6 protein-coding genes are annotated in these 16,233 nt (G+C 38.4%); all 6 read left to right on the top strand.

Features of this window, described 5'->3' with window-relative positions; genetic code table 11:
- Window positions 1-282 precede the first annotated feature (282 nt).
- The 6 genes from B5X55_RS12435 (at window position 283) to B5X55_RS12410 (ending at window position 16,220) form a co-directional block, all read left to right on the top strand.
- Window positions 283-7,824: an ATP-binding protein gene (locus B5X55_RS12435; protein ID WP_079512954.1), complete on the top strand. Its 7,542-nt coding sequence runs from the start codon at window positions 283-285 to the stop codon at window positions 7,822-7,824.
- The gene (locus B5X55_RS12430; protein WP_143814490.1) at window positions 7,811-9,121 is read left to right on the top strand and encodes an ATP-binding protein; all 1,311 of its coding nucleotides are present in this window, start codon (window positions 7,811-7,813) and stop codon (window positions 9,119-9,121) included. The genes B5X55_RS12435 and B5X55_RS12430 overlap by 14 nt, the downstream gene beginning before the upstream one ends.
- 2 nt (window positions 9,122-9,123) lie before the next feature.
- Entirely contained in the window at window positions 9,124-12,834 is a 3,711-nt protein-coding gene (locus tag B5X55_RS12425; protein WP_079512953.1) for a two-component regulator propeller domain-containing protein, read from the top strand.
- 50 nt (window positions 12,835-12,884) lie between these two features.
- The gene (locus B5X55_RS12420) at window positions 12,885-13,259 is read left to right on the top strand and encodes a response regulator (protein WP_079512952.1); all 375 of its coding nucleotides are present in this window, start codon (window positions 12,885-12,887) and stop codon (window positions 13,257-13,259) included.
- Between the two features lie 4 nt (window positions 13,260-13,263).
- Window positions 13,264-14,304, top strand: coding sequence for an adenylate/guanylate cyclase domain-containing protein (locus B5X55_RS12415; RefSeq protein WP_079512951.1), 1,041 nt, complete (start codon window positions 13,264-13,266; stop codon window positions 14,302-14,304).
- Window positions 14,305-14,534: 230 nt separating this feature from the next.
- Complete coding sequence (locus B5X55_RS12410; RefSeq protein ID WP_079512950.1) at window positions 14,535-16,220, top strand: N-acyl-D-amino-acid deacylase family protein; 1,686 nt, start codon at window positions 14,535-14,537, stop codon at window positions 16,218-16,220.
- The last annotated feature ends 13 nt before the right edge of the window (window positions 16,221-16,233 follow it).

The following is a 16,233-nucleotide window of genomic DNA, read 5'->3' as shown; positions in this document are numbered from 1 at the left end:
TATATAATCTGTAGAGTATTTTTCGTCAATAAATCAAATAACCCTAACTGCATATTAAAATCTCCTATCCTTAAATTAAAACTTAAAACTAATTTTCTTAATTTAAACAACTATAAAGTCCCCCTTTTTTATTTAGAAAGTCAAATTATGTCTGGTTATTAAAACAATTAATTATAATTCGTTTTGATTTTTTAGTTTTTTAAATTTTTAGAAATGTCCTAGATAACTATTAATGTTTTTTAGTGGGCGTTATTAAAAATCAACAGTAGTACCGACCAAACAATGAAACCAACCAAAAAGATTGAGGCCGCAGTATTAGATGTTTATCATAAGTGGCTGCATAGTTACTTAAATGGCGATGTTAAAACCTATGACTCCTATTTTGACAACTCCTTTCATTTTATTGGCTCTACCAATAATGAAGAGTTTCTAACAAGAAAAGACACCACAAATTTCTTTAAAGCTACTGCCGAACAATTAGCCGGAAAGACCCAACTACGTAATGAAACCAAAATCATAGAACAATTTGGGGAACTGGTATTTATAACCCACTTATTCGATGCCTGGTTTTTAAATGGAAACGATTGGAGTTTTTACGGTCGATTTCGTTTCAGTAATATACTAGAGCAGAATGAGGACGGTTGGCATTTTGTATATCAGCATTATTCTACGCCAGATAGTAAAGCTCAAGACGGAGAAACCATAGGCTTTAATCAAATCACCAAAGAGAATTTAGAATTACGGGAAGCTATTCAAAGACGAACCGTAGAATTAGAAGAAAAAAATAAAGAACTTGAAATTGAGGGATCCTTAGAACGTATCCGTGCAAAGGCTTTGGCGATGACTAGTTCTGAAGACCTGCTAGATGTAGTGGTGACCTTACGAACTGAATTTCTCAAATTAGGTCACGAGGCACACTACTTCTGGCATATGATGTGGTTACCAGATAAATATAAGAAAGCCATGACGTCGGGCGATGGTACCCGCATTGGTATGGTGATGGAACTACCGAGGCATATTCATGGGAAAATTCCCTTGTTGGCCAATTGGGAAAAAAGTACCGACCCCATGGTCATCTATACAATGGATGCAGAATCTGCAATAGACTATGTGGATAAGATGATTACCCTTGGTGATTTTAAACAAGTAGACCCTCAAGCCCCCACTCATGATGATATTCGGCATATTGGCGGTCTAACTTTTATCATGGCACGTACAACTCACGGAGAAATAGGATATAGTTTGCCGGGTGTTGTTGAAAATCCACCGAAAGAAGACCTCGAAATCTTGGTAAAATTTGCGGGTGCGTTTGACTTGGCGCATCGTCGATTTTTAGACTTACAGAAAGCAGAAAAACAAAGACGTGAAGTAGAGATTGCACTTGCTCTAGAAAAAGTGAGAAGTCGTACAATGGGCATGCAACGCAGTGATGAGTTAAGGGATACTGCTATGCTTCTATTTCAACAAATAGAAGAGCTAGGCATAAATTCATTTGCTTGTGGCTTTAACATCTGGGATGACGATAAAAAAGCCGCTACTGCGTGGATGGCCAGTACATATGGACTTCAACCGCCTTTTAAAACAAATTCTGCTGAAGATGTGTATCTCCTTTTTTTCGAAGCAGAAAAAAGAGGAGAATCATTATTTATACTAGAACAGAAAGGAAAGGAGCTTGAAGACCATTATAAGTATTTAAAAACTATCCCAGAAATAAAAAATTTAAGTGATGCGGGGGTTTCTTTTCCTACGTATCAAATTATTCATTGCGCCTATTTTTCAAAGGGTTACCTCATGTTCATTACTCTAGAACCCGTTCCCGATGCGCATGATATTTTCAAGCGCTTCGCCAAGGTCTTCGAACAAACCTATACCCGATTCCTTGATCTCCAAAAAGCAGAAGCACAGGCAAAGGAAGCTCAAATTGAAGCAGCGTTGGAACGGATAAGAAGTAGAACCATGGCCATGCAGAACAGTTCTGAATTAGCCGAGACATCCATCGAGATGTTTAAACAAATGCAAGCTTTGGGTATGCGTCCTTGGGCCTGTGGATTTAATATTTTTGAGAAGGATGAAAAAGCTGTAACCCAATGGATGAGCGCAGTTGATGGTGGTCTCCTTACTCCATTTACAACACCACTCACAGAAAATCCATTCTTCATAAAAATCTCCGAAGCCAGGCAGCGTGGCGAAGAGCTGTTTGTGATGGAGTCAGGCGGACAAGAGCTTGAGGAAACCTACACCTATATGTTTAATCTTCCCGCATCTAAAAAAGCATTGGGAGATATTTTGGTTTCTGGATTTGAAATGCCAAAATTTCAAATTTCGCACTGTGCCTTTTTCTCACAAGGTTACCTGATGTTCATTACTTATGAGCCTTATCCTGAGGCTTATGATGTTTTCAAACGATTCGCCAAAGTCTTCGAACAAACCTACACTCGTTTCCTTGATTTGCAACAGGCAGAAGTGCAGGCACGGGAAGCTCAAATTGAAGTTGCCTTGGAAAGAGTGCGTTCTCGAAGTATGGCCATGCATAAAAGCGACGAACTTTTAGAGGCTGGGTCACTTTTGTATCATGAGCTTTTCAAATTGGGCATATCCAGTCTCACCAGTGGCTATGTGCTTATGGATAAGGATGAGAATATTGGGTGGAATTATTTATCAAACCAATTGGACGGTACCGCATTTGCCAAACCTATGGGTGTCCCCCATAAGGAAACGAAGGTGATGCGTTCTATTACAAAAAGTTGGAAAAAACAAGACCCCTTTCATATCATCCAATTGAATGAAAAGGGAACTATCAACCATCAAACGTTTATTGCCGAACGGACCATTAATTTTAATTTAACGGCCAAAGAATTAATTGCGCACACACCAAAAAGATTGGCGCTGCAAACATTTAATTTTAAGCAGGGGTATTTATTGATTGTAGGTGCTGAACGGTTATCGGAAAGCAATATCAAAATGATGTTACGCTTTACAAACGCCTTTCAACAAACCTACACCCGCTTCCTTGATTTGCAAAAAGCAGAAGCACAGGCAAAGGAAGCACAAATCGAAGGAGCTTTAGAACGGGTTCGTAGTCGGTCTCTAGCCATGCATAATAGTGAAGAATTGTTAGCCGTAATAGAGGTGGTCTCGGAGCAATTACGCCTATTGGACTTAAAATTCGACACTGTTAGTTTTGGGAAGAACTACCAAAAAAGTGATTTTAAATTTTGGCTCACTGCTAGTGGGCAACCCAAACCTGTTTTAATCCAAGTACCATTTTTTGACAATAGGGTGCTCAATTCTGTCATAGAGGCTCAAAAAAAGGAAAATGATTTTATCGCCGATGTTTTTACAAAGGAAGAAAATAGAGCATGGAGTGCACATATGATCCAACATTCAGCGCTAAAAAATTTCCCAGAGCATGTAAAGGATTTTATTTTGAATAGTCCAGGTTTTGCCCGATCTAGTTTTTTAATGCAACATATCGACCTCTACGTCGGTAATTATAGGGCCATGCCATTTACCGATGAAGAGAATGCCATTTTTAAGCGCTTTGCTCAAGTATTTTCACAGGCCTATATTCGTTTCCTAGACCTTCAAAAAGCAGAAGTACAGGCAAGGGAATCCCAAATTGAATTGGCTCTGGAACGAGTTCGAGCCAGAACAATGGCCATGCAGCACAGTACTGAATTGAACGATACATCTGCTCTGTTGTTTCAGCAAATACAAATGTTGGGGGTGCCTCCATGGAGCTGTGGGTTTAATATTTGGGAAAAAGAGGATACTGTTTTTACTTCTTACATGGGCAGCCCCGATGGGGGTATTCTGAAAGGTTACAAAATACCGCTCACGGAAGAAGCTGCCTTCATTCACTTTAAGGAATCAAGGGACAGGGGCGATAAGCTTTTTATAGATGTGCTTGAAGGAAACGCATTGGAAACACACTATCGATATTTCCAAACCCTTCCCGGGATTAAAGAAATCTTCGAAAAACGGGCTCAGGCTGGCTACCCAATACCAACTTTCCAGATTAACCATCTTGCCAATTTCTCGCATGGCAATCTTATGTTTATCACTTATGAACACTGTCCTGAAGCACATGATATTTTCATTCGCTTCGCCAAGGTCTTCGAACAAACCTACACCCGTTTTTTAGACCTACAAAAAGCGGAGGCCCTGGCTAGGGAATCAGAAATTCAACTGGCGCTGGAGCGGGTTCGTGCCCGTACCATGGCCATGCAATCATCAGAAGAACTGGCAGATACAGCCTTTGTACTCTTTGAACAGTTGAGAAATCTAGGTGGTGAACTTTGGGGTACCGGTTTTGGTTTGTGCGCTGAGAATTCGGATAAGGATGAATTTTGGTTCGCGAACAAGAATGGTGTCTTCCCCCCTGTTGTCATTCCCAATACTGCTGATCCCGCACATAAAGAGATGTACCAGGGCTGGCGGAAAAAAGTTGATTTTTTATCCATTGAAAAATCGGGTAAGGCACTAAAGCAGCATTATAATTACATGCTATCCATTGCTGAGGTGAGTCCATTTTTTCAAAAAATCATGGACGAGGGCCTTCAATTACCGGAAAGACAGCAATGGAACGCCGCTTATTTTTCAAAGGGATATTTACTGATTATTACCATAGAACCCTATCCCGATGTAGAAATCCTGAAAAGATTTGCAAAAGTTTTCGATCAGACCTATACCCGTTTCTTGGATTTAAAAAAGGCCGAGGAACAGGCAAGGGAGGCAAAGATTGAAGCGGCTCTAGAAAGAGTACGTGCACAATCTATGGCCATGCATAAAAGCGAGGAGCTTAAATACGTAATCCAAACAGTGTATGACCAATTCGTCATTTTAAATATCAATATAGAACATACCGGTTTTATTGTTGATTACAAAGAAAATGACAGTATGCATATCTGGCTAGCCGATAAAAATGAGGTTCCCACGGAGGTAACCATACCCTATTTTGATACAGCCCATTGGAATAGTTTTATTCAAGCCAAAGAAATGGGCAAGGGTTTCTTTGCCAATCTTCTGACTTTTGAAGAAAAAAATAAATTTTACAGAGAACTGTTTACACATATCGAAAATGTATCAGAGAAGATCATAGAATTTTATATGAATTGTCCGGGTCTTGCTATTTCAACGGTATTGTTAGATAATGTAGGCCTTTACATAGAGAATTTTGAGGGTACACCCTATACAGAAGGTGAGAACAACATACTTATGCGCTTTGGAAAAGTATTCCAACAAACCTATACGCGCTTTCTAGATCTTAAAAAAGCAGAAGCACAAACTCGTGAAGCGCAAATAGAAGCAGCCTTAGAAAAAGTAAGAAGCCGAACTATGGCCATGCGCAACAGCTCTGAATTGGCAGAGGCCTCTAATCTATTGGATGAACAGGTAAAAAGTCTTGGGATTCAAACCTGGGGATGTGCATTTCATGTCTATGCAGATAATGTAGAAGGGGATTATGAATGGTTCAGTAGTAAAAATGGAAGGTTGCCCTTCTATAAAACGCCACGAGAGGATTTCTTTTTAGATTTTTATGAAAAGGGACAACGGGGAGAAAAATTTCATGTGGAAGAATTTGTAGGAGCCAAATGCCAAGCGCATTATGATTATTTGAAAACAATTCCTCTGGCCGGTGATTCACTTAAAGCCATGGAGGAATCTGGCATCACCTTGCCCACGTACCAAATAGATCATGTTGCTTTCTTTAAGCATGGCTACATCCTTTTTATTACGTACAAACCTGTTCCTGAAGCACATGATATTTTTAAACGCTTTGCCAAAGTATTCGAACAAACCTATACACGCTTTCTAGATCTTAAAAAAGCAGAAGCCCAGGCAAGAGAAGCGCAGATAGAAGCTGCTTTAGAAAAAGTAAGAAGTCGTTCGATGGGAATGCAGAAAAGTACCGAACTTTTAGAAGTAATACTTGTTGTGTCAGAACAATTACAAGCCTTAGGGTTTAGATTTAGTACTGTTAGTTTTTTAAACAACAATCTTGAAGATGATTACAGTTTCTGGGTGGCCCCATACGGATTACCTGAGCCTGTTCGTTTTAGTCTGCCGTATAAAGATATACCAATGATTAGAAAACTTAGAAACGCTCAAAAAAAGAAACTATCCTTTTTTACGGATATAAGTTCATTAAAAGAACATCAAGAATGGTTCCAACACTTACTCAAAAATTCCGGTAAAAACGCCTGGACCAAAGAAATTAGTGACTATCAAATGTCTAAAGGCTTGGCAAGATCTGTTTCAATTCATCCCAATATTATGCTGGCGATTGCCAACAACCAATCACTACCCTATTCGGATTATGAGAATAAAATTATTGCTCGATTTGGACAAGTCTTTGAGCAATCCTACACACGCTTTCTAGATCTTGAAAAAGCAGAAGCACAAGCGAGAGAAGCCCAGATTGAAGCGGCCTTGGAAAAAGTACGGAGTCGTTCCTTGGAAATGAGCAAGAGTAGTGAAATGCAGAACGTTGCGAACGAAATACTAGAACAAGTACGCGCTGTAGGCCTACAAATTGACGCTTTAGCCATGAGTGGGGTTATTGACAACGACTCTGAATATGATATTTGGGTAGGCGGCGCCAATTCTAAAAAACCCTTGCGCATACCGTATAATAATGAGACTCAAGTACAGCGAGAATTTAATAAAGCCATAAAGGAACGGCCGGAATTTTTCGCCAAAACCTATACCGGTAAGGTGATGAAGGACTATTTTAAGGCCCTAATGGGAACCGGAAATTCCTTTAATCCGGAAATTGTGGCGTTTATGAAGACCTGTACCGGGTTTACGACCACCTTGACCTTCATGAAAAATTCGGGCATTCAGTTGATCAGATACTCGCAGGAAGCCTTCTCCATTGAGGACAATGCAGTTATCGTCCGTTTTGGGAAGGTATTTGAGCAGGCCTATATTCGTTTTCTGGATCTCCAAAAAGCGGAAGAACAGACCATTCTTGCCCAACAAAACCTCATCAAGCTACAAGCCCAGAAACAACTAGCGGAAGAAGCGCTTTCAGAGTTACAACAGACCCAAACGCAATTGATCCAATCCGAAAAAATGGCTTCCTTAGGCGAACTCACTGCCGGCATTGCCCACGAGATTCAGAACCCTTTGAACTTTGTTAATAATTTCTCAGAGGTCAGTAAAGAGCTTTTAGAGGAAATGCAGGAAGAAATAGAGAACGGTGACTTTGAAGAAGTAAAGGCGATAATGAACGATGTGATTCAAAATCTTGAAAAAATAAACCACCATGGTAAACGAGCGGATGCCATTGTAAAGGGAATGTTACAGCATTCAAGAAGCAGTAGCGGCACCAAAGAACCTACCGATATCAATGCTCTGGCAGACGAGTATTTGCGCTTGGCTTATCACGGTTTACGCGCCAAAGACAAGTCATTCAATGCAACATTAGAAACCGATTTTGATAAGCGTATTGGAAAAGTAAATATTATGCCGCAAGACATGGGGCGGGTTATTCTCAATTTAATTACCAATGCTTTTTATGCCGTAAATGAGAAGAAACAGCACAACGAAAATTTTAAACCCATAGTCTCTGTCAGTACCATAAAGGTAGATAACCATATCAGGGTTAATGTTTCGGATAATGGTGATGGTATACCACAAAAGATATTGGATAAGGTATTCCAACCCTTTTTTACTACCAAACCCACAGGACAAGGAACCGGTTTGGGATTAAGTGTGAGCTATGATATTGTAAAAGCTCATGGTGGAAACTTAAAGGTTGAGACAAAGGAAGGGCAAGGCACTATATTAAGTATTATTTTACCAATTGTACCCAACTGATATGGAAAAAAATAAAGAAAAGGACTTATTAGACACCTACAAACTCTGGATAGACAGTTTCATGGAAGACTGCCCTACAGATCAACTTGATAGCATAACATCAACAGATATTATGGGATATGGTACTACAACTGACGAAAAAGTTTTTGGCATTAAAGATCTTAAAGCTTTATGTCAAATTGGTCAGGAACAAAGACAGTCTTTGGAGGATTATAGCTATCAATCTAAAATTATAAAAAAACAGTATTCACATCATACAGATACTGCAGTGATTGTTTCAGAATTTGATGTCCGTTTTAAATCTAATGCCATAAAAACAGAACTAGCGCTTAGAATTTCGACCGTATTATTTTACGAGGAAAATCAATGGCGCATTATACATTGGCATGGCTCAGTTGGCGTAGAAACTGATGGCGATACGTGGCATCAAGATGAATGGAAACGTGATAACGAGCGTCTGCAGAGAAAAGTTGATGAACAAACTTTGGCATTAAAGACATCCCTCAAAAATTTAAAAGCAACACAATCCCAACTCATCCAATCTGAAAAAATGGCATCGCTTGGAGAACTTACTGCTGGCATAGCACACGAAATTCAAAATCCGCTCAACTTTGTGAATAATTTCAGTGAAGTCAGTAACGAACTGGTTGATGAAATGAACGAAGAGTTGGATAAAGGAGATCTTGAGGAAGCCAAGGCTATTTCATTGGATATCAAACAAAACCTTGAAAAAATAAACCACCACGGTAAACGTGCAGACAATATTGTAAAGGGTATGTTGCAACACTCAAGAAGTAGTAGCGGCACCAAAGAACCTACGGACATCAATGCCTTGGCAGACGAATACCTGCGCCTGGCCTACCACGGTCTGCGTGCCAAGGATAAATCATTTAATGCTGAATTGATTACTGATTTTGATAAGACTATTGGCAAGGTAAACGTAATACCCCAAGATATGGGGCGCGTGATTTTGAATCTGATTACCAATGCCTTTTATGCGGTGAATGAGAAAAAACAACAAGAAAAAGATTTTAAACCTTCTGTTTCTGTAACCACTAAAAAGATGGGAGGTCATGTGGAAATCAAGGTTACCGATAATGGCAACGGAATTCCCAAAAAGGTATTGGATAAAATATTCCAACCTTTCTTTACCACCAAACCCACAGGGCAAGGGACCGGGCTAGGACTGAGCATGAGCTACGATATTGTGACGAAAGGGCATGGAGGAGAATTAAAGGTCGAAACTAAGGATGGTGAAGGCACCACATTTTGTATTAACTTACCATTAACTAACTGATTATGAAAAAATCAACTATCATTAAATATAGTAGTTTCTATATACTTATATCTTTACTGTTCATTACATCTTGTAAGGAAAATAGAGATGTACCACCATTCCCATCATTAGAAAACGAGTATAAACAACCTGTCACCAAAACTTTTGAGTTTTCAGAACCCGATACCTTAATATGGAAAAGTAAGGACCCAAAAGATATAAAGCCTTTACCAATAAAAAGATTTAATTGGGATAAATTACCAGAAAAACCAATTGATATAGGCCTACCCTTTCCTTTAACAGAAAAATATAATTCTGAGCCATTCTCCTTAGACAGCTTACCTTCTGCACCCTTTAGTTTAGACAGCCTATTAAAAATAGATTTGAAAATAAAAGTCACCGTTTTAGGTGAACCTGAAATACAAAAAGCAGGATCTCTCTCAACACTACCAGAGGCTACACGCGGGGTCTTCGCAGTAAATTCAAGTTTAGGGTTGCCAAGCCAGCCTAGGGCAATTATGAGCGACAAAACAGGTGCACTTTGGATAGGTTCTTTCAATGGTATCGTTAAATACGATAGCGAAAATCTTAAAATGTATGGTGCTGAACAGGGCTTACATACTGGTCTTGTATATACTATTTTTCAAGATTCTAAGGGTAGATTTTGGGTTGGAAACGATTCAAATTCAATTTCCATAATCGATTTTGAAGCCAAGTTGGTTTATGAAATTGATGTCACTAATAATTTTGGGAATGTGTACGGCATTATAGAGGCTAATGATGGTAAATTTTGGTTATCAAATCACGGAGTGGGCTACAACATTATTGATTTTGAAAATAAGACCCTACAACAATTCAATGAACCCCAAGGTCTAGTTGATGGTTTTACCATAAGTCCCTTTCAAGATAAAGACGGACTTATTTGGCTTTCAACAGGAAAAGGGGCACATATTTTAGACCTTGAAAAGGGAAGAAATATGGTATTAAATGAGGATAATGGATTAAATGAAAATTTTATAGGGCGATTTTTTCAAGAAGAGTCAGGTAGAATTTGGATAACCAGTAATGCTGGCTATAATATTCTGAACCCGTCAAAAAATACAATTTCATCCTATTCCAAACAACAGGGCTTAGACGATAAAAATCAATACATTAATATTTTTAAGGATTCTTCTGGCACCTTTTGGTTAGGTACAGCCAATGGAATTATTTATTCGCTAAATGAAGAGACTGGGCAACTAGAAAAGTATAATGTTACCAACGCATCATCTCAAGTAATTTTTAATATTATTGAAGATATTCAAGGTGATATTTGGGTTTCTATAATACAAGGAGGATTATATAAAATAGACCAAAATACAGGTAGGCCCGGGAACTTTACTAAAAATAATGGTCTTAGCAGTAATAGCGTGTGGACTACTTTGGAAACCAGCGATGGTAAAATTTGGATTGGCACATACGAAGGAATTGATATTTATGACCCAGAGACTAGAACTATAAAGCATCTCGGTACCGAACAGGGTTTGTTGAGCAATTCAAATTCTCGGCTTTTTGAAGACTCAAAGGGTAGAGTTTGGTCTAATTATAGTATACTTGGTATAAGTATTATCGATATAAAAAAAGGAACTATTCAACATCTTACAACCTTAGAGGGATTAGAAATCAACACTGTTGTTTCTATTGTAGAAGATGACAATGGTAATATATGGATGGGTGGTGGAGATGGAGAAATATTGATGGTTAACTTAGAAAAAACAATTTTTAAATATTACTTACCTGAAAAGGCGGAAGAAATTGCGCGAAACAATATTCTAATAAAGGATTCTTCGAACACAATTTGGATAGGTAGCTTGGGTTCCGGAATACAAAAAATTGACGCTACCACTTTAGAGCGGGTTTTCTTGAATACTCAACAAGGTCTCGTGTCTAATGAAATATTTTCATTGAATGAGGATGCAGAGCATAATATTTGGGCTGCAAGTGAAGATGGAGTAGTGAAAATTGATGTAGAAAACTATAAGCTTACCACGTTTAAAACTGCTGAAGGTATTGCAGCTAATGATGTATATGCAATAGCAGACTATAAAGGCTTAATCTATACAGGTACTTCAAAGGGACTCACCATTATAGAGCCGATAATAACCGCTGATTCGCAAGAACCTAGTTGGAAGGTAAAAACCGTTGGTAGGGAGCAAGGTCTTACTTTAGTTGATTTTTCTGAAAACAGCTTCACTTTTGACAAGAACAATAGATTTTGGGCGGGCGTGGAAGGCGCTATGCTTACCGTAATCAACGAATTAAAAGTTGATACTACTGCACTCCCAACCTATATAACGAGTCTGAATATCATGGACAAACGTCGTGAGTTTTATAATATTGAAACAATTCAGAAAAAAAGAAGTGCCATAGACACCTTATTGTTAGCCAATGACGACACATTTATATCTCATGATTCATTCGTTAATGGTAGTAGTTATCAAAATGAAAAGAATATAAAATGGGATAACACAGAAGGCCCTTATAACACACCTATCGGTCTCACTTTACCCTACACCGAGAATTACCTTAGCTTTAATTACAATACCAACTATTTTTCAAATACTGAGGCAGTAGTTTACCGTTATATCCTTGAAGGGATAGATAATAATTGGAGTACTATTTCAAAGGAAACAACCAGTGAAAACTATAGAGACCTTCCCCCGGGAGAATATACTTTTAAAGTAGCCTCTAAAGGTTTTAATCAAATTTGGGGAAAACCTACTACTATGACTTTTACCATTCTTCCGCCTTGGTGGAATACATGGTGGGCTACCCTACTCTTTTTATTGGTTGGGACTTTAGGTATTTGGTCTATAATTAACTATCGTTCTCGTTGGTTAAAAAAAGAGAATAGAATTCTAGAAGAGCGTGTTTCTCACAGAACCGTACAGCTAAAAACTAAAATTGATGAGTTAAAATCTACCCAATCAAAACTTATACAGTCAGAAAAAATGGCAAGTTTGGGTGAACTTACCGCAGGTATTGCCCATGAAATTCAGAACCCACTTAACTTTGTAAACAACTTCTCTGAAGTAAATAAAGAACTTTTAGAAGAATTAGAGGAAGAAATAGCTAAGGGGAATTACGACGAAGTAAAAGCTTTAGCAAAAGATGTATCTGCTAATGAAGATAAAATTATCTTTCATGGCAAACGTGCTGATGGTATTGTAAAAGGGATGCTACAACATAGCCGTAGTAGTACTGGTCAAAAAGAAATGACCGATATCAATACTCTTTCAGACGAGTACCTTCGCCTTGCTTACCATGGTTTGCGTGCTAAAGACAAAAGTTTTAATGCTACGTTGAACACTGATTTTGACGATAGCATAGACAAAATAAATATCGTTCCCCAAGATATGGGTAGGGTAATTTTAAATCTGATTACCAATGCTTTTTACGTGGTTAAAAAGAAAAAGGAACAAAACCCAAAAGGTTATGAACCCACCGTCTCTGTGAGTACCAAGAAACAGGGAAATATGGCTTTAATTAAAGTTTCTGATAACGGTAATGGAGTACCTAAAGAGGTATTGGATAAAATATTTCAACCTTTCTTCACTACTAAACCATCTGGAGAAGGTACCGGTCTAGGACTTTCATTAAGTTATGATATCGTACAAGTGCATGGTGGTGAATTAACCGTTGAAACCAAACAAGGAGAAGGCACCACCTTCACCATCTCATTACCAATGAATTAAATGACATAATGTTCCCTCAATATACTATTTAAATACAAAATAAACAGATTATGAAGATATTAGTTGTAGATGATGAACAAGATGTAAAAGTGTTGTTTGAACAGCGCTTTAGGAAAGAAATACGCAAAGAAGAACTAGAATTTGTTTTTGCCTTCTCTGGAGAAGACGCACTGAAAGTCATGAAAACTATGGAACATGAAGCCGTGTTGATTTTATCGGATATTAATATGCCGGGCATGAGCGGACTAGAATTATTAGAAAACATTAAAAAGAATTATGTGAAGCCACCACCTAAGGTCATGATGATTACTGCCTATGGTGATGATGAAAATAGAACTATGGCAAAAAATCTTGGTGCTGATGATTTTCTAACCAAGCCTTTAGATTTTTCACTGTTAAAAAATAAGCTGATAACCTTAACATAAGACTATGGCAAAAATAATGGTAGTAGATGATGAGACGGATTTAGAAATACTCATCAAACAAAAATTTAGAAAGCAAATTCGGCAGAATGAATATGAATTTGTTTTTGCTATAAATGGTCGTGATGCCCTAGAAAAAATAGTTGAGAATCCAGGTATAGATATTGTTTTGAGCGATATCAACATGCCCGAGATGGATGGTCTCACCCTACTTTCAGAGCTTCATGAATCTAGTCCGTTGATTAAATCGGTAATCGTATCGGCCTATGGCGATATGGAAAATATTCGTGTTGCCATGAACCGTGGTGCTTTTGACTTCATTACCAAACCCATCAATTTTGAGGATCTCACCTTGACCATGGAGAAAACCTTAAAGCATGCTAGCGAAATTCGCAAAACCTTGCAGGCAATTAAAGAGAATAATATTCTAAGAATGTACGTAGATGAGAACGTACTCAATTTTATGGGCGGCCAAGAATATGAATCTAAAATTATGGCCAATGAAAGTATAGAAGGCACCGTAATGTTCGTAGATGTTTGTGGTTTTACGAAAATTAGTGAAACTACGAGTCCTGATGTGGTGGTGACCATGCTCAATACCTATTTTGATGCTATGGTAAAGGAGATTATGGAACAAGATGGTATTATCGATAAATTCATTGGTGATGCGGTAATGGCGGTTTTTAGAGGAGAATACCATTTAGACCGCGCCATTGATGCTGCACTAGCTATTAGAAATCAAGTTAATAGTTTTCCTAATGTTGAAGGCAAAGAAAATTTTAAACCCAAGGTATCCATAGGTATAAAAAGCGGTGAAATGATTTCGGGTAACATAGGCTCAGCAACTCTTAAACGGTTAGATTATACTGTAATTGGCGATACCGTAAATACTGCAGCGAGATTACAAGATGCCGCGAAAGAAAACCAAATAATTATCTGTGAAGGCTGCTATGAACAAGTAAAAGAAGCCTTTAAATGTGAGAATCTAGGTAGTATTACCATGAAAAACAAAGCTAAACCACTAACGGTTTATAACGTACTAGAATAACTTTTTTTTGAGTCTTTAAATTTTAATTTATTACCAAGCTATTAGAACCTGAAAACAAAAAACTGCCAAGAACAAGGAAAAAGAAAATCTATTAACAAGCCCCCCCACCCTATATAGTTTAAGAAAAAATGATTTTTATTTAATCGTTTTTTATACAGTTCTATTTTAGCTGTAATATTCTGAATATTAATTCATTATATACTTTTAAGAAACCACTAACCAAACACGTTATGAAACTATTTCACTCTCTTCTATTTACATTTATCATACTTTTTGGTAGCTCTTGTACCCAATCAGAAACCTATGATGTTCTTATCAAAAACGGACAACTTGTAGATGGCTCTGGCCAACCCTCTTATATAGGTGATATTGCTATAAATGGAGACACCATTGCCGCTATTGGAAATTTGGATAATGCCAAAGGCCTACAAGAAATAGATGGTACCGGGTTAACCGTTGCCCCAGGTTTTATAAACATGCTCAGTTGGGCCAATGAATCATTAATTGCAGATGGCAAATCACAAAGCGATATTCGGCAAGGAGTTACTTTAGAAGTATTTGGAGAAGGCTGGTCAATGGGGCCATTGACCGAAGAATCTAAAAAAGCGGTACAAGGGATTGGAGACGGTAACATCGATTATGACATTACTTGGGAGACGCTTGATGGTTATTTACAATTTCTTGAGGATAAGGGCGTCTCTCCTAATATTGCCTCTTTTGTAGGGGCTACTACGCTACGCATCAACACGGTAGGTTTTGAAGACCGCGCTGCGACTGAGGAGGAAATGGAGGTCATGAAAGACATGGTCAAAACCGCCATGGAAGAAGGTGCCATGGGCATTGGTTCTTCTCTCATATACGCTCCTGGTTTTTATGCCGATACCCAAGAATTGATAGCATTGTGTAGAGTGGCCTCAGAATATGATGGCATGTACATTTCGCATATGCGCAGTGAGGGTAATCAACTTTTGGAAAGTCTTAACGAATTGATTCAAATTGCCGATGAGGCTAAAATTCGAGCGGAAGTATACCATCTAAAAATGGCTGGCAAGGATAATTGGAACAAATTAGATGCTGTTGTCTCCAAAATTGATTCGGCTAGAGCGGCCGGACTACACATCACAACAGATATGTATACCTACACGGCAGGCGCAACAGGATTGGATGCCTCCATGCCGCCTTGGGTGCAAGAAGGTGGGTATGCAAAATGGGCTGAGCGTTTGCAAGACCCTGCAATCAGAAAGAAGGTTGCAAAAGAGATGACAACTCCTACAGATGAATGGGAAAACTTGATGATGGGAGTCGAATCCTACGAAGACATGCTTTTAATAGGCTTTAAGAACGACAGCTTAAAATATTTAACTGGAAAGTCATTGGCTGAAATTGCTGCAATGCGTAAAACTTCTCCTGTGGAAACTGCTATGGACTTGGTAGTACAGGATGGTAGCCGAGTAGGTACAGTCTATTTTTTAATGTCTGAAGAAAATATAAAAAAGCAAATTGCGCTTCCTTATATGAGTTTTGGCTCCGATGCTGATTCCTCCGCTCCCGAAGGAGTTTTTCTTGAAACAAGTAATCACCCACGAGCTTTTGGCAACGTAGCGCGCCTTTTGGGTAAATATATTCGGGTCGAAAAAGTGATTCCATTAGAAGAGGCGGTGTATAAGCTAAGTGGATTGCCAGCCTCCAATTTAAAGATAAAAAAACGAGGTTCTTTGGCAGTTGGCAATTATGCGGACTTAGCCATTTTTGATGCCAATACCATTATTGACAAAGCTACTTTTGACGAACCTCAACAATTTGCAGAAGGCATGGTACATGTTTTTGTTAATGGAGAACAGGTTTTGAAAGATGGAGAACATACGGGCGCTACCCCGGGCAGGGTGGTACGTGGACCAGGATATAAAAATCAATAACAAACAACTAACC

The sequence above is a fragment of the Maribacter arcticus genome, assembly GCF_900167935.1.
Taxonomy (GTDB): domain Bacteria; phylum Bacteroidota; class Bacteroidia; order Flavobacteriales; family Flavobacteriaceae; genus Maribacter; species Maribacter arcticus.
This window is presented reverse-complemented; position numbering and strand designations above follow the sequence as displayed.

Excerpts from the sequence above, each read along its gene's own strand:
- B5X55_RS12435 (WP_079512954.1), top strand. The coding sequence starts at position 283 with ATGAAACCAACCAAAAAGATTGAGGCCGCAGTATTAGATGTTTATCAT.
- B5X55_RS12425 (WP_079512953.1), top strand. The coding sequence starts at position 9,124 with ATGAAAAAATCAACTATCATTAAATATAGTAGTTTCTATATACTTATA.
- B5X55_RS12420 (WP_079512952.1), top strand. The coding sequence starts at position 12,885 with ATGAAGATATTAGTTGTAGATGATGAACAAGATGTAAAAGTGTTGTTT.
- B5X55_RS12415 (WP_079512951.1), top strand. The coding sequence starts at position 13,264 with ATGGCAAAAATAATGGTAGTAGATGATGAGACGGATTTAGAAATACTC.
- B5X55_RS12410 (WP_079512950.1), top strand. The coding sequence starts at position 14,535 with ATGAAACTATTTCACTCTCTTCTATTTACATTTATCATACTTTTTGGT.